Below are 17,438 nucleotides of genomic sequence, written 5' to 3'. Positions count from 1 at the left end.
CAGTCAGGCGGACCGTCAGACGTCGGTTCCGGTCGACGCGGTGGACGTTGTGAGCCCGGCTGATGCCGAGGCTTCAGAGGCAGCTCCGGCGGTGCTGACCGTGCGCGGGCTGACCATCTCCGTGCGCGATCTGGAGCTGGTCAGTGACGTCGACCTCTCGGTCGGTCCGGGGGAGCGGGTCGGGTTGATCGGGGAGTCCGGCTCGGGCAAGTCCCTGACCGCGCTCGGCATCCTCGGCCTGCTGCCCGAGGACGTGACCGCGGCCGGCTCGGTACGGCTCAGCGGCATCGACCACGATCTGATCGGCGCGGGCGAACGCCGTCTGTCGCGTGTCCGCGGCAACCACCTGGCGATGGTCTTCCAGGAACCGATGACCGCGCTCAACCCGACCATGCGCATCGCCGACCAGGTCGCCGAGGCGATGCTCGTCCATCGCACCCAGTCCAACCGGCGTACCGCCCGCGCCGCCGCGGTCGAGCTGCTCGACCGCGTCCAGCTGACCGGTATCGCCCGTGCTTACCCGCACCAGCTTTCGGGTGGCCAACGGCAACGAGTCGTGCTGGCGATTGCCCTGGCCAACGACCCCGCGTTGCTCATCTGCGACGAACCGACCACCGCGCTGGACGTCACCGTGCAGGCGATGGTCCTGGACCTGATCCTCCGCGGCGTCACCGCGCGGGATTCGGCCTTGCTGTTCATCACCCACGATCTGGCGGTGGTTGCCACCATCTGCCAACGGGTTCTCGTCATGTACGGCGGTCGCGTGGTCGAGTCCGGTCCGGTGCGCGAGGTGTTCACCAATCCCCGTCACCGCTATACCGAAGGCCTGCTCGCCGCCTCGGATCTCGAAGCCGCCGACTCCGGTCCTGTCGGCACTTCGGAGCCGGTCCGTCGGCGCCTGCCGACGATCCAAGGCACCGTGCCCGCCGCCGGGCACTTCCCTGACGGGTGTGTGTTCCGCACCCGCTGCCCGCACGCCACAGAGGTCTGCGCGGAGCGCCCGCCCTGGACCGGCGACCAGACTCGCGGCTTCGCCTGTCATCACCCTGCGGGAGCGGACGATGTCTGAGACAGCCACCCGGCGCGACCACACGGAGGCCCCCGATGCCTGAGCTTTATCGGCTTCCCCGGCCCACCGACCGCCCGCCGGCCGTCGACCCCGTCATCAAGGTCACCGACGTGACCCGCGACTATCCGCGCCCGCGCACCTCGCTGCTCAAGCGCGCGGAAGTCGTTCACGCTCTTCGCGGCGTCAGCCTCGAGGTGCAGCCCGGCGAACGGTTCGGCATCGTCGGCGAATCCGGTTGCGGCAAGTCCACCCTGCTCCGCATCATCGCCGCCCTCGACCGCCCCACCTCCGGCCGGGTCGTTGTCGACGGCACCGACATCACCCGGCTGCCCGAACGCCGACTGCGCTTCCTCCGCGAGAACCTCCAACTGGTCTTCCAGGACCCGATGAGCTCGCTCGACCCCCGGATGCGCGTCCGCGACATCATCGCCGAACCCCTCGTCGTCCAGGGCCACCCCGCCTCCGGCGCCCGGGTCCGCGAGCTGCTCGACGCCGTCGGCCTGTCCGCCGACGCCGGCGACCGTTACCCGCACCAGTTCTCCGGCGGCCAGCGCCAACGCATCTCGATCGCCCGCGCGCTGGCGCCCAACCCGAAGATCCTGGTCGCCGACGAACCGGTCAGCGCCCTCGACGTCTCCGTCCGCGCCCAGGTCCTGAACCTGATCTCCGACCTGGTCGACGAACTGGATCTCACGCTCGTGTTCGTGTCCCACGACCTGTCCGTCGTCAAACACGTCTGCGACCGGGTCGCCGTCATGCACGCCGGTGAGATCGTCGAAACCGGCACCACCGGCGAGGTCTACGCCGCTCCTCGGCATCCGTACACCCGCCGCCTGGTCGCCGCCATTCCCACCATCCCCAAAGCCCTGGCAGGAGCCACCCCCGAAGACCTGCTCACCCCACCCAAGGGAGCCCCGAGGTGACCTCCCACCACACTCCGGCAGATCCAGCCGCTCTCGCGTTCCCCTCCGGCCTCCCCATCGGCGACTCCTGGGTCGAGGCCCCAACTACCGCCCCCATCCATTTCCCGTACGACGGCTCAGTCGTCGCCCACGCCCCCGTCGGCGACCCCGACCTCGCCCGCGAGGCCCTCGAGAACGCGCTCTCCGCCCGTTCCCACATCGCTGACCTCCCGTCGCATACCCGCAGGTCAGCCCTCCAGGGAGCGCTCTCCGCCGTCTCCGAACACCGCGCGGACTTCGTCGACCTGCTCGTCCTCGAAACCGGCAAGCCCCGCGTCGACTGCGAGGTCGAGCTCGACCGCACCCTTCTCACCCTCCAGACCGCCGCCGAGGAAGTCGCCCGCCTGCACGGCGAGACCGTCCCACTCGATCTCCTCCCGAGCGGTGAGGGCCTGATCGGCTTCTGGGTCCGCAAGCCGATCGGCGTCGTCATCGGCATCACCGGCTTCAACTACCCGCTCCTGCTCGCCGCCCACAAGATCGCCCCGGCCCTCGCCGCAGGCTGCCCGATCATCGTGAAACCGGCACCCCAAACCCCGCTCGCCACCCTCTGGCTCGTCCACCTGGTCCGCGAAGCCCTCGTCGCCGCCGGCGGCCCGGCGTCCGCCGTACAGCTCGTCACTGGGGGAGTGGACGTCGGCTCCACACTCACCACCGACCGTCGCATCGGCGCGGTCTCCTTCACCGGTTCCGCCGCCGTCGGTCACCAGATCGCCCGCGACGCCGCGCCCACGAAGGTCCTACTCGAACTCGGCTCCAACTCCGCCCTCGTCGTCGCCGAGGACGCCGACCTCGCCGCAGCTGCCGACGCGGTCGTGCGCGGCGGCTACTACGCGTCCGGTCAAGCCTGCATCAGCGTTCAGCGCGTGATCATCGTGGAGTCCGTCCGGGCCGCGTTCCTCGCCGAACTCACCCCACGCCTGGACGCCGTGGTCGTCGGAGATCCCCGAGATCCCGCGACCCGCGTTTCGGCCCTGATCGACGAACGCTCGACCGCCCGCGTCAACACCTGGATCGACGCCGCCCTCACCGCCGGCGCGACTCTCGCCTACCCGACGCAAGTTGCCCCCGGCAACAGCAGTCCACCCGGAGGCGAGCACGGTCAGGCCACCGGCCGGACTGCGCACACCGAAGGCGTGCACGCCGAGGACCGGAACCATTCACGCCCGATCGTCAGCCCAACCGTCCTGCTCGATCTCCCGCACGGCCAACTGGCTTGGGACGAGGAGATCTTCGGCCCGGTGATCGCGATCCGTTCCGTTCCGGACAGCGAGAGCGCGTTCCGGACCGTGAACGACACCCGCTACGGCCTGCACGCCGCCGTCTTCACCTCGTCACTGTCCACCGCGTTCGCGGCGATCGACCAGCTCGACGTCGGGGGAGTGGTGGTCAACGAGGTGCCCGGGTTCCGTTCCGACGTGATGCCGTACGGCGGTGTCAAGGACTCCGGCACCGGCCGCGAAGGCCCCCGCTTCGCGATCGAGGAACTCACCACCACCCGCATGGCGATCATCCGCCCCAATCCCTGACCCCGGGAGGTCCCCGTGCCGCACGACTACGCGAACTTGTTCCGCCTCGACGGCCGGCACGCCCTGGTTGTCGGCGCCGGAAGCGGCATCGGCCGCGAGGCCGCTCTGGCCCTGGCCGCCCACGGAGCCCACGTCACCTGCGCCGACCGGGACCTCCCGGCCGCCCAGCAGACCGTTGCCCTGGGCACCACCAGCTCTGACCCGAGCCGAGCCACCTCGGTTGGCGGCGCCGACCGCGGCTCCGCCGCCACCACCGCCGGCGCCGCGCTCACGCCGTACGAACTCGACGTGCTCGACGCACGAGCGATCACCACCGCCGCGGCAACCCTCGCCCCGGTCGACATCCTCGTCTTCACCGCGGCGACCAACGTCCGCAAGCGCATCCTCGACTACACCGGCGAAGAGTTCGACCGTGTCGTCGCACTCAACCTGCGCGCGTCCTTCGACCTCATTCGCGCGTTCGGCGGACAGATGGCCGAACGCGGCCGAGGCAGCATCATCGGCTTCAGCTCCATCCGCGCCACCACTGTCGAACCAGGCCAATCGGTGTACGCGGCAACCAAAGCCGGCCTCGTCCAGCTCCTCCGCACCGCTGCCGCCGAGCTGGGACCCAACGGCGTGCGCGTCAACGCCATCGCCCCCGGCGTCGTCGAGACCCCGCTCACCGCGCAGATCAAGGCCGACCAGTCCTGGTACGACGCGTACGCCGCCAAGAGCGCGCTCTCTCGCTGGGCGACGCCGGACGAGCTGGCCGGCGCGGTCGTCTATCTGGCCTCCGACGCCGCCAGCTTCGTCACCGGCTCCGTCGTACACGTCGACGGCGGCTGGACCGCTGTGGACGGTCGCTTCGACCCGCCGAACTGAAGGGGATCGCCCCGCCAAGGGAAGCGCTCTACCGCCGAAGGAACCACCGATCCCGTCGACTGGAGACCTGCAGATGCCCGAGAGCCTCGCTGATCTGACCGCCACCGACCTGGTCGCGAAGTACCGCGCCGGTGAGCTCTCACCCGTGCAGGTGATCGACGACGTGCTGTCCCGCGTCGAGGCTCTCGAACCCCGCCTCTGCGCGACGTACGCGCTCGATCCGGACGCAGCTCGCCAAGCCGCCCGCGACTCCGAGGCCCGCTACCTCCGCCACGAACCAGCCGGCCCGCTCGACGGCGTACCGGTCACCGTGAAGGAGAACATCGCCACCCGCGGCACCCCGGTCCCACAAGGCACCGCCGCCACCGAGCTGATCCCCGCCAAGGAAGACGCCCCCGCCGCGGCCCGCCTCCGCGAAGCCGGCGCGGTGATCTTCAGCGAGACCACCATGTCCGAGTACGGCATGCTGTCCTCCGGCGTTTCCACCTTCCACCACCTGGCCCGCAACCCCTGGGACCTCAGCAAAACGCCAGGCGGTTCCAGCGCCGGCGCCGCAGCGGCAGCTGCGGCCGGCTACGGCCCGATCCACGTCGGAACCGACATCGGCGGCTCGATCCGCCTCCCCGCCGGCTGGTGCGGAGTCGTCGGCCTCAAGCCCACCCACGGACGGGTAGCAGTCGGGAATCCCTACCCGGGAAGGGCCATCGGCCCGATCACCCGTACGGCGGCCGACGCGGCCCTCACCCTCCAGGTCATCTCCGGCCCGGACCGGCGCGACCACACCTCGCTGCCGCCCCTGCCCGACGCCAACGACCCCTTCGACCCCAAGGGCCTCACCATCGCCCTCCTCCTCGACGCCGGCCTAGGCCTCCCCGTCGACCCCGAGATCACCGCGGCCGTCACGAACGCGGCCCTCACCCTCGAATCCGCCGGCGCCACCATCACCCGCATCTCGCCGATCATCACCAGACAGATGCTCACCGGTCTCGACCACTTCTGGCGAGTCCGCTCCGCCGTCGACATCGCCGCCCTCCCCGAGGACCGCCGCGCCAAGGTCCTGCCCGCCATCCGCGAATGGACCTCCACCGCCGCCGACCTCACCCCGTACGACGTCTTCCGCGGCTACTCCCAGATGCAGGCGATGGCCACCGCCGTCGACCACGCCTTCGCGTCGTACGACTTCGTCCTCTCGCCGACAGCCCCCATCCCTGCCTTCCCGGCCGACCTCGCCTATCCCACCGACAACCCTCTCGAACCCTTCGAACACATCGCCTTCACCGTCCCGTACAACATGTCCACCCACCCCGCCCTCACGGTCAACTGCGGCTGGACCAGCACCGGCCTGCCCATCGGCCTGCAGATCGCCGCACCACGGTTCCGGGACCAGGCGACGCTGCAACTGGCGGCGTACCTGGAATCGGCCCTGCCGAGGAGGCCTTGGCCGACTCCGTGAGCGGCACCGGCGTGGTGCGCGGGCTCAGTACTTCCCGTACACCGACACCCGGGTGCCGATCTTCGTTTCCTGGAAGATCTCGTGGATTTGGGGCCGCATCACGCGGATGCAGCGGTGGGAGGCGGGGTAGGTCTTGACCAGCGAGTTGGCGCGGGAGCCGTGCAGTGCGATGCCCGGCCGGTCCTTCAGAAAGTAGATCGAGTCGTACATGTAAGCGTCGTCGTACAGGCTGCTCTCGTGGGCGCCGGCCCACTTGCGCCAGACCTTGCCGGTGCGGTTCGGGGTGTCGTAGCCGGCGGCGCCGGTCGAGACCCAGACGATGCGGCGGTAGGTGTTGTTCACGACCTGGTACAGCATCTGGCAGGTCTTGTTGACGTACAGGCCGTTGGGCTTGTTCGGGGCCGGGCGGTTCTTTGCCAGCAGCACCGACCGGACGTCGCCGGTGGTGAGGCGGCCGCGGCTGATCGGCAGGCCGTTGGTCTCGCGCCAGGCGCAGAGGGCCTGCTTGGTCCGCAGAGTCACCTTGCCGTCAACGGTGCCGACCGGGTAACCCCAGGCGTCGAGGCGCTTCTCGACCTCGAGCGCGTAGTTGACCTTCGCCGGGGGTTTGGTGGTCGGCTTGGCGGTGGGCGTCGTGGTCGGCTGGGCGGTCGGCGTACCGGGCGTCGGTGTGCTGGTCGGAGTCTCGGACGGCGCGGTCGTCGGCGTACTGGAAGGAACGGTCGTCGGCGTATCGGAGGGCGCGGACGTCGGCGTACCGGAAGGCTTCGCGCTCGCACCGGCACCAGCCGGCTCCTCGGCCGCCACGTCGGTACACCCGCTCAAAACAACGCCGACTACCACCAACCCCGCCAGAAGACCACGACGACTCGCCACGGTATCCCCTCTCCTCAACACGTTCAGCGTCGCAGACAGGGGCCGTCCCGGGCGGAAGCCTCGCCGTAACCGCGCGCTCGCCGAACGCTAGTACTCCTTCAGGTCCCCGGCTCGCGCGATTCCACACCCGTCACCGAACCGTTGTGATCCGTGACGTATCGCCCTGTGGACAGCTCCAAGAGCACCAGGCGGTTGCCGAAGGCGTCTTCCACCACCGCGCACCGCCCGACCGGTACGTCGAACGCCGCCGTCACGACCCGTCCACCGCTGTCGGCGAACCGGGCCGCGGCGTCGTCAGCCGATTCGACCAGCCACGTCGGCGCGTAGCCGAGCTCGGTCGTCAGCACGAGCTCGGTGTCGCTGTCGGGCAATCCCAACCCCGCTTGCCCGATCGAGTCGCTGCGCCACAGCAACGGATGCCCGAGCCGGTCGCGGTAGTACGCGAGCCCGGCGTCGAGGTCCGGCACCGGGACCATCACCGCGTCGACCTTGCGCAGCAACGGTCCCGTCATCGTGGCGCCTGGTCAGAGCCCGAGGTCTCGCAGGAACTCCGGCTTGTACGCCTGGACCACCACGTAGCGCGGGTCCGGGACCTCCATGTCGGCGTTCTTCGCGGCGTCCTCGGCCGGGTTGTGCTCGCCGACCGGAACGCTCGGGTCGGTCCACTCCTGCTCCGCCGGGTTCCACCGGGTGATGGTGTACTCCGCGGTCAGCTTGTCGTCCGCGACGAGCTCCTTGACCGTGCTCTCGGCCTCGCGCGCGTCCTCCAGGGAGTGCGTGTAGAGCAGCATCCGGTTGCCGTCGCGGGTGACCGTGACCTGCCGTCCGAGCCGCTTGCGCGCGTCGTCGTCCAGATCGAGCGCCCGCAGCCGCTCCCAGAACGTCAATCCGTGCTCGTCGTTCCCGAGCTCGACCTCGACCCGAAACTCCTCATCCGCCATACCGGACACCCTACCCAGCCCCGGCGACAGTCGATCGCGGCGCACCTGCATGCGGTACGCCGTACCGCTGGCGCCCTAGCCGGCCTTGTTGAAAGGTAAACCCAGCGCCGGACAATCGATAACCATCCATCGACTACAGTTCTTAGTCATGGAGCTTCGCCACCTGGAACACTTCCTCGCCGTCGCCGAGCAGAAGCACTTCACCCGCGCCGCCGAGGCGATGTCGATCTCCCAGTCCGGGCTGTCCGCCTCCATCCGCGCCCTCGAGCGCGAGCTGCACGCGTCGCTGTTCGTCCGCAACACCCGCAGTGTCGAACTGACCGAAGCCGGTCGCGCTCTGCTGTGCGAAGGCCGCCGGACCCTGGCCGCCGCGGAAGCCGCGAAGGACGCCGTGGCCGCCGTACAGGGTCTGCTCCGCGGCCATCTCAACGTCGGCCTCGAACAGTGCCTCGGCGTCGTCGACGTGCCCGCGCTGCTGGCGAAGTTCCGCTCCGCCTACCCGGGCGTCGAGATCGAGGTCCGCCAGGGCGGTTCGACGCCCATGCTCGACGAACTGGCCTCCGGCCGCCTCGACGTCGCCTTCGTCGCCACCGCCGGCGAACCGGTCGACGGCCTCGATCTGCGCCCGCTGTCCACCGAGTCGATGGTCCTCGTCTGCGCCCCCGACCACCGCCTGGCCGGCGCCGAACAGGTCTGCCTGCAGGATCTGGCCGGCGAATCCTTCGTCGACTTCGACCGCACCTGGGGCGCCCGCGCCATCTCCGACCAGGCCTTCGCCGACGCGGGAGTCGCCCACCCGGTCACCATCGAGGTCAACGACGTCCACACCCTCCTGGCCCTGGTCGCCCACAACCTAGGCGTCGCCCTCGTCCCCGAACGCATCGCCGCCAAACGAGGCGACCACCGCACCGTCCCGCTCACCCCGGGGTCTGCCTCGGCGTGGCAGGTCTCGGTCGCCGTCCCCACGACTCCCGCGGCCAGCCTCACCGCGAACGCGCTGATCGGGATGCTGCCGACGACTCGTACGTAGTTTCGGCTAGGTGGGCCGGGAGGGATGCCACGGTGGAAGGAACTCCTGCGGCCGCACAATCCCGAGGTGATCGCGTTGATCGGGGAAAAAGCTGCGGAGGGGGTCGACGTGTGCATGTTCTTGGCGACCTGGACAGTGCAGAGGCCGAGTTACGCGGTCGAGGGGCAGTTGGACGAAGCGATTCCCGCTCGCATCAGGATGGCGCTGGCCTATACCGCCCGCTGACCGAGGTCCAGGGCGTCCAGTTTCATTTGCACCGGACAACCTCGTACAACTCGATCTTCCGGTTCGACGACTAAATTCCGGTCAATCAGCATGTCTACGGGGCGTACGGCTACGACCAGCTTTTGAGCGCGTGTGGACGGAGTCGTATCCCTGGGAGTCGCCGACCCGAGAGTTACCCTTGGCCGGCCAGCCTCTTGACCGTCTGGACCACGGCCGCAGTGTCCCGAAGATCATCGAAGACCATGTCGGCGCCTTCTGCCCGCAGAGTCGCCGGAGAGTCGACGCCGGTCGCAACTCCGATCACGCGGGCGCCGCCGAGTTTGGCCGCGCGTACGTCGCGGACGGTGTCACCGATCAGGACGGTCGACTTCTCGTCGAATTCAGCTTTGTACTTCGCCTGTGCCCGACGCTGAGCATGACCGACCAAACGGGGCCTGCTGATGTCGTCGGATCCGAAGCCGCCGGTCTCGAAATCGATGAATTCGTCCAACCCCAGAGCGGTCAGCTTCGAACGAGCGTTGGATGCGATGTTTCCCGTGAGAACCGACTGGTGAATGGAGTCGTCGGCGAGGATGGCGGCCAGCGCTTCTCGAGCGCCTGGCAGTACCGATCCACGTCGCCGCAGATCGTCGTACTTGTCCTTCATTGCCGCCATCAACGCATCGGTGATCGCAGGACGGGTGAACTCGTCCGGATCCTCTTTGTTCGCGGTCAGAAGGTTCGCGATGATTTCGAAATCAGTGCGTCCATCGGTCTGGATCGACTCTCGGGTGCGCGAGCAGTCAGATACTCGAAGGTGCGCGCGTAAATCTCCTTGCTGACACCCGCGTTCTCGATCAGGGTGTGATCTACGTCCCACAGCAGCAGAATCTGTCCGTCGCCCATGCGAGGGGAGTATCTCAGAAGGCGAATGGGGTCCGGCCAACCTCACGGTGAACGCCCTCTGGCGAAACAGCGAACCAGGAGTTCGACGTAGCGGTCTGCTGACCACCGCCGCCCGGGCCTGCTCCGGCAAAGTCGGTGCATATCGCACGATCGACCCCCGAATCGGTGCAGAGTAGAGGCATCTGATCCGGTGCTCGCTGCGCGGTTCGGAGGTGAGGTAGCGCTTGAGGAACCGATCGATCTCGCGGTGCGCTGCCGGGCCGATGGGCCTCGAACCTGCGCTGGAACTGATCACCGCCAGCGCTGTCGACTCGATTCCGGTGCCGTCGGGACGAATCGTTGCGGGAGGCACTGGCCACGCCCGAGCAGATCGGCGGGGTTCTGGGCATCGCGATGGCGTGACAGCACTCGACGCGGACCGGGCGTTTGCGCTTTTGTCCGGGTTTCGCAAGCGGGCGACGTCAACCGGCGCGACGTCGCCCTCGCGGTGATCGCCGACACCCTCGGCGCGCTGAGTAGGCCCGCCGGCGCCGTGGTCGTACGTCGTACGGTGCGACGGAGCCGCGTTGTCCGACGAACCGACAGGGGGCGCTGGGGAGGCGAAATTTTGGCGATCTCCGCGGAGACGTGCCGGTGTCGATCTGGCTGGTCAGGCGTCCCGGAAGTCGAGTTCGCGGGCCACAACCTGGCGGGCGGTTTCGGCCAACGTGATGTTGCAGGAGTAGGCGTGTGCTCGCAGGATCGCGAGCGCGTCGTCGGGAGGCAGCCGGAGCTGAGCAGCGACCATGCCGCACGCGTGATGGATCGGCGCGCGCGACGCCCACGCCTCGTCGCCGAGTCCCTCGGCCCCCGGATCCCGCAGCAACGCGGCACCGACGGCGTCGGCGACGAACTGAGCGGCGTCGATCGGCTCGGGCAACTCACGCCCTTCGCTCACGTACACGCTGATCACACCGAACGTCTCACCGCCGGGGCGCATCGGGAACGAGTACATGTTCAGGCCCCCGACCGCCTGCCACGCGGAGCGGGCGAACTCGGGCCAGCGTGGGTTCGGCCGACTGTCCACCGCCAAGGTGAAATGGGTCCGGTGCCGGAAGGCGTCCAGGCACGGACCCTCACCGGTGACGTCCTGCAGGTCCTCCAGCGTCGCCATCACCTGGTCGGTGGTCGACAAGGTGGTCCGGTTCGCGGTCGTGTTCTCGACCGTGATCGCCGCGCCGTCGGCGCCCAGGATCAACTGGCTCGCGGCACACAGCCGGCCGGCCAGGTCGGCGTGCGTCGCATTGGCCGCAGCCAGCGTCGCGAGCCGCACGAACATCTCCGCGCGATCTGTCATCAGTCGAGCTCCCGTCGCAGCCGTCGGGGATCGCGTACCCAGGCTGACGCGCGGGTATTCGGGGGAGGTGTGGCGCTGTCGGGCGGGGGTCTCTGGGGCGTCGCGGTGCTCGGGTGTGCGGCACTCGGTTGCTCGGGTGCGCGGCACCTGGTCGCTCGGGGCGCCTGACTCTGCCGGAGCCGGACGAGGTTGATGCGCGTCCCGCTCGTACGTCGAATCGGGCCGCCCGTCGATTGCTCGGCGAACGGCCCGATCCGAATCCCAGCTGCGAGGCTCTCGCCGGCGTACCGGCGTACCGGCGTACCGGTGTACTGGGGGAGTCCTGCTACCAGGCGTAGTCCTCGGGGGAGGTCTTGTAGCCCGGGAAGATCTCGTCGAGCCGGGCCAGCGCCTTGTCGTCGAGCTTGAGGTCGACCGCGCGAACCGCCGATTCCAGCTGCTCCATCGTCCGCGGCCCCACGATCGGACCCGTGACGGCCGGCTGGTGCAGCAACCAGGCCAGCGCCAGGTCACCCGGCTGAGTCCCGAGCTCGTCCGCGAACGCCTCGTACTGCTCGATCTGCGGCCGAAGCTTCTCGACCGTCTCCTTCGCCCGCCCCTCGAGCCGCCGAACGCCCTCGTTCTCCTTGCGGATCACGCCGCCCAGCAACCCACCCTGCAACGGCGACCACGGAATCACGCCGAGCCCGTAGTACTCCGCCGCCGGCAGCACCTCGCGCTCAACATCCCGCACGATCAGGTTGTAAATCGACTGCTCACTCACCAGCCCGGTGAAGTTCCGCTTCTCCGCCGCCGCCTGAGCCTGCGCGATGTGCCAGCCCGCGAAGTTCGACGACCCGGCGTACAGGATCTTGCCCTGCTGAATCGCGACCTCGATCGCCTGCCAGATCTCCTCCCACGGCGTGTTCCGATCCACGTGGTGGAACTGGTACAGATCGACGTAGTCCGTCTGCAGCCGCTTCAACGAAGCATCCAGCGCCCGCCGGATGTTCAACGCCGACAACTTGTCCGTGTTCGGCCACTCCGCCCCCATGTCGCCGTACACCTTGGTCGCCAGCACCGTCTTCTCACGGTTCCGCGGACTCTTCGCGAACCACTCCCCGATGATCTCCTCGGTCCGCCCCGGATAGATCGCCCGCCCGTACCCGTTCGCCGTGTCGAAGAAGTTGATCCCCTTCTCATGCGCCGCATCCATGATCGCGTGCGAGTCCTCCACGCTCGTGTGAGGCCCGAAGTTCATCGTCCCCAACACGATCCGACTGACTTTGAGTCCCGTACGCCCAAGCTGAGTGAAGTCCATGGCTCCCACCTTGCTCCGGGGTTGCTGAGACTTCCAACAGAAGAATCCGCACAGTGTGATCGCTGAAGCTTCTTAGACGAACGGCGCTGTGCTCCGCATCGTGCGCTGAGTGCTGCGCAGGGTAGCGCTGCCGACCGCCTCGGCATGGCATGCCTATGTCGCAGCGCCGGGCGGTTAAGCTCTGGCATGGTTCGTCCGCATCCCCGGGGAAAGTTGATCGTGCGCTTGCTTCTTGCTAGCTCCTCGGCAGGGTTGCTGCCGTCATGACCCTGTGTCGTGAACGCGAGAAGGCGAGGCGGCGGATGGCTAGTCTCGCAGCGAGTCTCACAGGACGATTTGGCCAAGTCGAGCGGCACGGTCTAGACTTCGAACAGGTGTTCGAATTTCGAGGAGGCCTCTAATGGATCCCCTGCGGGTTGTTGAGATCTGTGCAGGCGCTGGAGGTCAGGCGCTCGGCCTTGAACGCGCCGGCTTCGAACACTGGCTGGCGGTGGAGATCGACCCAACAGCCGTTGAGACCCTGCGCCACAATCGGCCGGAGTGGGATGTGCGGCTGGGGGACGTCGCTGACGAGGATGTATGGGACCCGAAGCAATTCAAGGGCGTGGAGCTACTTGCAGGCGGCGTGCCGTGCCCGCCATTCTCTATCGCAGGTAAGCAACTCGGCTCCAGTGATGAGCGCGACCTGTTTGCGTGGGCTGTTGAGTTGTGCGCAGTCATGACGCCGCGCGCTCTCATGCTCGAGAATGTGCGGGGTCTCTCGGCGCCGCGATTCTCCGCCTACCGCCAGCATGTCCTTGATCGGCTGGACGAACTTGGATACGTCGCTGACTGGCGGCTGCTGCATGCGTCAGATTTTGGTGTGCCGCAGTTGCGCCCGCGATTCGTGCTAGTCGCGCTGCAGAAGGAATACGCGCCCTACTTCAGCTGGCCTGAGACCGTGCCGCTGAAGACGTCGGTCGGCGAATTGCTTCAGGATCTCATGGAGGCTGAGGGCTGGGAGCATGCCGCAGAGTGGGCGAGGCGCGCGAGTGGGATCGGCCCGACATTAGTTGGTGGGTCGAAGAAGCACGGCGGTGCCGACCTCGGGCCTACCCGGGCCAAACGAGCCTGGATGGACCTTGGCGTCGATGCGATGGGCGTCGCAAATGAGGCTCCTCCGGCCGGCGCGCCCGAGGGGCACAATCCGAAGCTCACCATCGAGATGGTCGCGCGTCTGCAAGGGTGGACAGGCGATGACTGGGAGTTTGTCGGACGGAAGACGTCCAAATATCGCCAGATTGGAAATGCGTTTCCGCCGCCAGTTGCGGCGGCCGTTGGTAGCCGCATCGCCGCAGCGCTTCGCCGCGAGGGTCCCGCCCGGGAACTGGCTGAGGTAGTAGTGCACGACGAGGTCTACCGTATTCTGCGGGCTGCCGAAAAGCCGCTGACTCTGCGGGAGATCATCACCGCTTCTGCCGGCGACTTGACGCAGGAAGAGGTGCTACTGCGCTTGAAGCATCTCGAACGTGATTTCGACATGCCGCGGGGTAAGCGACGAGGCGAAGAGACTTTCGAGCTCGGCAACTTCCGCGCGTTCGTTGGCCAAGACGATCACATTAGGCACGAGTACCTCGCCCAGATGCGGTCGAAGGTCAGCTAGCTAATTTACTTGGACCAAAGCCTCCCTGACAGCGGCGAGGGCATCTTCGAGCGCTTCGTGCTCCCAGATGCGGACAACCGTCCAGCCGTCCTTGCATAGAGCTGCGTCCGCGAGCCGGTCGCGCTCTACGTTCCGCTGAAGCTTCGGTGACCAGTAGGTGGGGTTCGTTGTCGGCTTCCGGCCATGCACGGGACAGCAATGCCAGAAGCAGCCGTCAACAAAAACCGCTACTTTTCGTGCGGTGAAGACAATGTCTGGCCTGACGCGACGTGCGGATGTGTAGATGCTTAAGTCCTTACGGAACCTGTACCCGGCGCGATGTAGTGCGGATCGAAGCTGGATCTCGGGCTTCGTGTTTGATCTGCGGATCGCGCGCATGTTTCGAGATCGCCCGGGTGTGCTCGCTGCGGGGGTATCTGACGTGGACTTCGAAGTCACGGAAGTGCAGCATAGCGGTCGGTAGTAGCTCCGGTCATGCGCGTATGGCAAGCTCTGTGCCCATGGTCGGTCAGATCGGGCAATCTACGAGTCAGGGATCCCCGGATGTTGAGTCAACAATCCTGCCGAGCCGGCGTACCAGAGTCAAAGGTCAAAGGGCTCGTAAGACCGGGCGGCCGAAGTTTCAGTCTGGACCGCGTCCTAGCAAGACTGATGCTCTGCCCCCTTCGCGCACCGAGGATCCTGCACTGTGGCGGGTTCGCGATGAACTGTTGCGTCTTGATCCAACCGGGGCCCGAACGGCAGTGGCGATTCGCGAAGCGTTTGACCAGGCCTACGACGGCCAGCGAACCGGTCGCTGGGATTACAGTCAGTTGCACAAGACTGAAAAGACCCACTTGGGCACGCTTGTAGAGATCTGGCTGCAGCGAGAGTTCAAGTTTGCCGACGGTGAGGATCTGGATTATAGGATCAGTGGTCAAGATGTCGACGCTAAGTGGTCGCGTGATCTCTATGCTTGGGAAATCCCGCCGGAAATGTATTCTCGCGGTGATCAAATAGCAATGGTGCTGTGGGCAAACGAGTACTCCATCCGGTGGTCAATGGGGTTGATTCGGATCAGCGAGCGCGTGCTACTTCCGGAAGGCAAGCAGCGAGACCGTAAAAGGCGACTGAACGACGCCGGGGGGGACTCCATTCTTTGGATCCATCGCAGTCGGCCGATGATCGAGAACACATTGATACATCTGCCGGACGGGCTCATGAACGAGATATCTGATGCTTCGTCCGGCCAAAAGGCAGTGAATCTGTTATTTTCTCGTGTGCAAGGCCATCTTATCAACAGGTCTGCAATCCTTACGGCAGCTCAGCAGGTCGATTCAGCGAAGCGTGTGCGGGACGCACGAAAGGCGCTGGCTCGCGACGGGGTTGTCATATTCGGTCACTATGACCCACATCCCAAAATGGCGCGTGATCTCGGTCTGCCGGCCCCTACTCTAGGCCGCTTTATCAGTGCTCGCCTGGCAGAATACGAAGTGGGGGATTCTGAGCCATTCACTGTCATCGCCAATCGACGATGGCGCCTAGCTCGGCCTGACGAAGAGGTTGGTGAGGCTCCGCCTCTTCCGACGCAGGGTAATGAGTGATGCGAATCCCGACGGCGGCTGTCAAGGATGTGCTCGGTCGCTTCGCCGGATGGGCGTTCTCGGCTCGATCGTCGTCGCAAGACGACGTGAGGGACGCTTAGCTCAGTCGCGAGTGACTAGGAGGCCCTTACCGGGACGTGCTTTACCGGGCGGCCGTCGTCAGCCCAGAACCGGTCGATCATCAGCCTCAGATTCTGTGCCGGCGGTCCCTGGGTATATCAGTGGAATGCTCTCGCCGCTCAGCATGTCCCATGGCGTCTCTGGCCACTTCCTAGACCTCCTCGCCCCGGCATCTGTCCACCGCTAGGAGAGCGGGAACTCCGGCCGCCGGATCAGCCCGCGACTTTGGCCAGCAGACGACCGGCTCGGTTGGCCAAAGCGTCGACGGTCTCCGCGATGCGGGCGACAGGCGGTGACAACGTGAAGGCCAACTGCCGGCTCGCGGACTTGGCCTTGTCGTCGAAAGCGCCATGAGAGCCATGATCGCCAGGAACCGGGTCGTACAAATTGTCCGGCCGATCATGAGTCTCCGGCTCGTCGACCTGCTGGCTCTTGAAGCCGGTCTTGCCCAAAAAGGCGTCGAGCAATGGCGCGGCGAGGCGTTCGCCGACGATGGTGTAGACGGTCGGGAAGCCGACCCAGATCTGACGGCGGCGGTGGTGTGCGGCGTGCCAGATGGCTTCGGCGGCGAGTTCGGGCTGGAAGATCGGCGGGACGGGCTGGGCCTTGTGGTCGAGTTTCGAGCGCTGGATGCGGAACTGTGGGGTGTTCACGGCGGGCATCTGGACCTCGGTGATCCGGACGTTGCTCTCGTCGTGCAGGAGTTCGCAGCGGATCGAGTCGGTGAAGCCCTGGATCGCGTGTTTGGCTCCGCAGTACGCCGACTGCAGCGGGATTCCGCGGAACGCCAGGGCCGACCCGATCTGGACGATCACGCCGCGGTCGCGTGGGACCATGCGCTGCAGCGCGGCGCGGGTGCCGTTGACGAAGCCGAGATAGGTGACCTCGGTGACGCGGCGGAATTCGTCGGGCTGCAGCTCGAGGAACGGCCCGAACACGGTCGCCATCGCGTCGTTGACCCAGACGTCGATCGGACCGAGCTCCTCTTCGATCCGCTCCGCGGCTGCGTCGACGGCCTTGTCGTCGCTGACATCGGCCTGTACGGCGAACGCCCGCGCGCCGGCGAGCTCCACCTCGGCCTCGGCGGCGGACAAGCCCTCGCCGCCGCGGGCGATCAAGCCCACGTCGTACCCACGCTCAGCGAACAAACGGGCACACGCACGCCCGATTCCGGCACTCGCTCCTGTGATCACCACGACGCTCATGGCCGCCCGGTTCCCACATCCAGTCGGTCCAACGCGTGACGTGGACGACGTCTGGTTCCTGCCGTGCCGGTTTCCGACAGCGTCGAGGTCTCCTGCGCGGCGACCGCGGCTGCTGATATGGGGCAAATGGTGTGAGGAGGAGCCGTGGACAACACAGTGCGGCGCAGCAGGGTGCGAGTCTGGTTCGGCGAGCACGTGATCGCGGACTACTGCGCCGAAACCTTGCTCGCAGAGCGCTATGCCCAGGCGATGGCACGGCGCTTCGCCGGGCTTCGGGTGACGAACGAACCGTTGAACGGCGACGGCCTGACATCGCGGCCGCTGCCCGACGAGCGGTTGTGGGGGCTTGGTCCGCAGTAGCTCGGCCGCGGGCCCGGGGTGAGTGGCCGTACGTACGCCCGCCGAACCGGGCCCGGGA

Annotated in this window: 18 protein-coding genes; 10 read left to right on the top strand and 8 right to left on the bottom strand. The window is 67.1% G+C overall.

Features of this window, described 5'->3' with window-relative positions; all coding sequences use genetic code 11:
- The first annotated feature begins 91 nt into the window (after positions 1-91).
- From BWI15_RS14235 to BWI15_RS14215, 5 genes are all read left to right on the top strand, one after another.
- On the top strand, positions 92-1,069 hold the full coding sequence (locus BWI15_RS14235; RefSeq protein WP_441327593.1) for an ABC transporter ATP-binding protein: 978 nt from the start codon (positions 92-94) through the stop codon (positions 1,067-1,069).
- A gap of 35 nt (positions 1,070-1,104) precedes the next feature.
- Complete coding sequence (locus BWI15_RS14230; protein ID WP_077014766.1) at positions 1,105-1,992, top strand: ATP-binding cassette domain-containing protein; 888 nt, start codon at positions 1,105-1,107, stop codon at positions 1,990-1,992.
- Positions 1,989-3,560: an aldehyde dehydrogenase family protein gene (locus BWI15_RS14225; RefSeq protein ID WP_077014765.1), complete on the top strand. Its 1,572-nt coding sequence runs from the start codon at positions 1,989-1,991 to the stop codon at positions 3,558-3,560. Before BWI15_RS14230 ends, BWI15_RS14225 begins: the two co-directional genes overlap by 4 nt.
- 15 nt (positions 3,561-3,575) lie before the next feature.
- Positions 3,576-4,424 (top strand): SDR family NAD(P)-dependent oxidoreductase, encoded by an 849-nt coding sequence (locus BWI15_RS14220; RefSeq protein ID WP_077014764.1) that lies wholly within the window; start codon positions 3,576-3,578, stop codon positions 4,422-4,424.
- Positions 4,425-4,497: 73 nt separating this feature from the next.
- Positions 4,498-5,877: an amidase gene (locus BWI15_RS14215; protein ID WP_077014763.1), complete on the top strand. Its 1,380-nt coding sequence runs from the start codon at positions 4,498-4,500 to the stop codon at positions 5,875-5,877.
- Positions 5,878-5,901: 24 nt separating this feature from the next.
- Here BWI15_RS14215 and BWI15_RS14210 read toward each other — a convergent pair whose 3' ends face one another.
- From BWI15_RS14210 to BWI15_RS14200, 3 genes are all read right to left on the bottom strand, one after another.
- Positions 5,902-6,684 carry a L,D-transpeptidase family protein gene (locus tag BWI15_RS14210; RefSeq protein WP_077014762.1) on the bottom strand — a complete coding sequence of 261 codons (783 nt, stop codon included), beginning with the start codon at positions 6,682-6,684 and terminating at the stop codon, positions 5,902-5,904.
- Between the two features lie 167 nt (positions 6,685-6,851).
- The gene (locus BWI15_RS14205; protein ID WP_077014761.1) at positions 6,852-7,265 is read right to left on the bottom strand and encodes a VOC family protein; all 414 of its coding nucleotides are present in this window, start codon (positions 7,263-7,265) and stop codon (positions 6,852-6,854) included.
- Positions 7,266-7,277: 12 nt separating this feature from the next.
- Positions 7,278-7,694, bottom strand: a complete 417-nt coding sequence (locus BWI15_RS14200; protein ID WP_077014760.1) for a hypothetical protein — start codon at positions 7,692-7,694, stop codon at positions 7,278-7,280.
- Between the two features lie 148 nt (positions 7,695-7,842).
- Here BWI15_RS14200 and BWI15_RS14195 point away from each other — a divergent pair, with 148 nt between their 5' ends.
- A complete protein-coding gene (locus BWI15_RS14195; protein WP_077014759.1) occupies positions 7,843-8,724 on the top strand; it encodes a LysR family transcriptional regulator in 882 nt (293 codons plus the stop codon).
- Between the two features lie 66 nt (positions 8,725-8,790).
- On the top strand, positions 8,791-8,949 hold the full coding sequence (locus BWI15_RS39385; protein ID WP_168197309.1) for a hypothetical protein: 159 nt from the start codon (positions 8,791-8,793) through the stop codon (positions 8,947-8,949).
- Positions 8,950-9,121: 172 nt separating this feature from the next.
- On the opposite strand, the gene BWI15_RS14190 is transcribed toward BWI15_RS39385, so the two are convergent.
- The 3 genes from BWI15_RS14190 to BWI15_RS14180 all read right to left on the bottom strand — a co-directional run bounded on the left by BWI15_RS14190 (position 9,122) and on the right by BWI15_RS14180 (position 12,470).
- Positions 9,122-9,808 carry an HAD hydrolase-like protein gene (locus BWI15_RS14190; protein ID WP_143465562.1) on the bottom strand — a complete coding sequence of 229 codons (687 nt, stop codon included), beginning with the start codon at positions 9,806-9,808 and terminating at the stop codon, positions 9,122-9,124.
- A 675-nt stretch (positions 9,809-10,483) separates the two neighbouring features.
- Positions 10,484-11,170 (bottom strand): GAF and ANTAR domain-containing protein, encoded by a 687-nt coding sequence (locus BWI15_RS14185; protein ID WP_077014758.1) that lies wholly within the window; start codon positions 11,168-11,170, stop codon positions 10,484-10,486.
- A gap of 325 nt (positions 11,171-11,495) precedes the next feature.
- Complete coding sequence (locus tag BWI15_RS14180) at positions 11,496-12,470, bottom strand: aldo/keto reductase (protein ID WP_077014757.1); 975 nt, start codon at positions 12,468-12,470, stop codon at positions 11,496-11,498.
- Between the two features lie 400 nt (positions 12,471-12,870).
- Between BWI15_RS14180 and BWI15_RS14175 the strand changes: the two genes are divergently transcribed.
- Positions 12,871-14,112 (top strand): DNA cytosine methyltransferase, encoded by a 1,242-nt coding sequence (locus tag BWI15_RS14175; RefSeq protein ID WP_077014756.1) that lies wholly within the window; start codon positions 12,871-12,873, stop codon positions 14,110-14,112.
- Here BWI15_RS14175 and BWI15_RS14170 read toward each other — a convergent pair whose 3' ends face one another.
- Positions 14,113-14,550 carry a very short patch repair endonuclease gene (locus BWI15_RS14170; protein WP_077014755.1) on the bottom strand — a complete coding sequence of 146 codons (438 nt, stop codon included), beginning with the start codon at positions 14,548-14,550 and terminating at the stop codon, positions 14,113-14,115.
- 44 nt (positions 14,551-14,594) lie between these two features.
- On the opposite strand from BWI15_RS14170, the gene BWI15_RS14165 reads away from it, so the two are divergent.
- The gene (locus BWI15_RS14165) at positions 14,595-15,695 is read left to right on the top strand and encodes a NaeI family type II restriction endonuclease (protein WP_083750736.1); all 1,101 of its coding nucleotides are present in this window, start codon (positions 14,595-14,597) and stop codon (positions 15,693-15,695) included.
- A 332-nt stretch (positions 15,696-16,027) separates the two neighbouring features.
- On the opposite strand, the gene BWI15_RS14160 is transcribed toward BWI15_RS14165, so the two are convergent.
- Complete coding sequence (locus BWI15_RS14160) at positions 16,028-17,020, bottom strand: SDR family oxidoreductase (protein ID WP_077014754.1); 993 nt, start codon at positions 17,018-17,020, stop codon at positions 16,028-16,030.
- Positions 17,021-17,164: 144 nt separating this feature from the next.
- Between BWI15_RS14160 and BWI15_RS14155 the strand changes: the two genes are divergently transcribed.
- Complete coding sequence (locus BWI15_RS14155) at positions 17,165-17,380, top strand: hypothetical protein (protein WP_077014753.1); 216 nt, start codon at positions 17,165-17,167, stop codon at positions 17,378-17,380.
- Positions 17,381-17,438 lie beyond the last annotated feature (58 nt).

Source organism: Kribbella sp. ALI-6-A, from assembly GCF_001984195.1.
In the GTDB taxonomy this organism is placed as follows: Bacteria; Actinomycetota; Actinomycetes; order Propionibacteriales; family Kribbellaceae; genus Kribbella.
This window is presented reverse-complemented; position numbering and strand designations above follow the sequence as displayed.

Excerpts from the sequence above, each read along its gene's own strand:
- BWI15_RS14195 (WP_077014759.1), top strand. The coding sequence starts at position 7,843 with ATGGAGCTTCGCCACCTGGAACACTTCCTCGCCGTCGCCGAGCAGAAG.
- BWI15_RS14205 (WP_077014761.1), bottom strand. The coding sequence starts at position 7,265 with ATGACGGGACCGTTGCTGCGCAAGGTCGACGCGGTGATGGTCCCGGTG.
- BWI15_RS14160 (WP_077014754.1), bottom strand. The coding sequence starts at position 17,020 with ATGAGCGTCGTGGTGATCACAGGAGCGAGTGCCGGAATCGGGCGTGCG.
- BWI15_RS14165 (WP_083750736.1), top strand. The coding sequence starts at position 14,595 with ATGGCAAGCTCTGTGCCCATGGTCGGTCAGATCGGGCAATCTACGAGT.
- BWI15_RS14230 (WP_077014766.1), top strand. The coding sequence starts at position 1,105 with ATGCCTGAGCTTTATCGGCTTCCCCGGCCCACCGACCGCCCGCCGGCC.
- BWI15_RS14215 (WP_077014763.1), top strand. The coding sequence starts at position 4,498 with ATGCCCGAGAGCCTCGCTGATCTGACCGCCACCGACCTGGTCGCGAAG.
- BWI15_RS14185 (WP_077014758.1), bottom strand. The coding sequence starts at position 11,170 with ATGACAGATCGCGCGGAGATGTTCGTGCGGCTCGCGACGCTGGCTGCG.
- BWI15_RS14175 (WP_077014756.1), top strand. The coding sequence starts at position 12,871 with ATGGATCCCCTGCGGGTTGTTGAGATCTGTGCAGGCGCTGGAGGTCAG.
- BWI15_RS14180 (WP_077014757.1), bottom strand. The coding sequence starts at position 12,470 with ATGGACTTCACTCAGCTTGGGCGTACGGGACTCAAAGTCAGTCGGATC.
- BWI15_RS14200 (WP_077014760.1), bottom strand. The coding sequence starts at position 7,694 with ATGGCGGATGAGGAGTTTCGGGTCGAGGTCGAGCTCGGGAACGACGAG.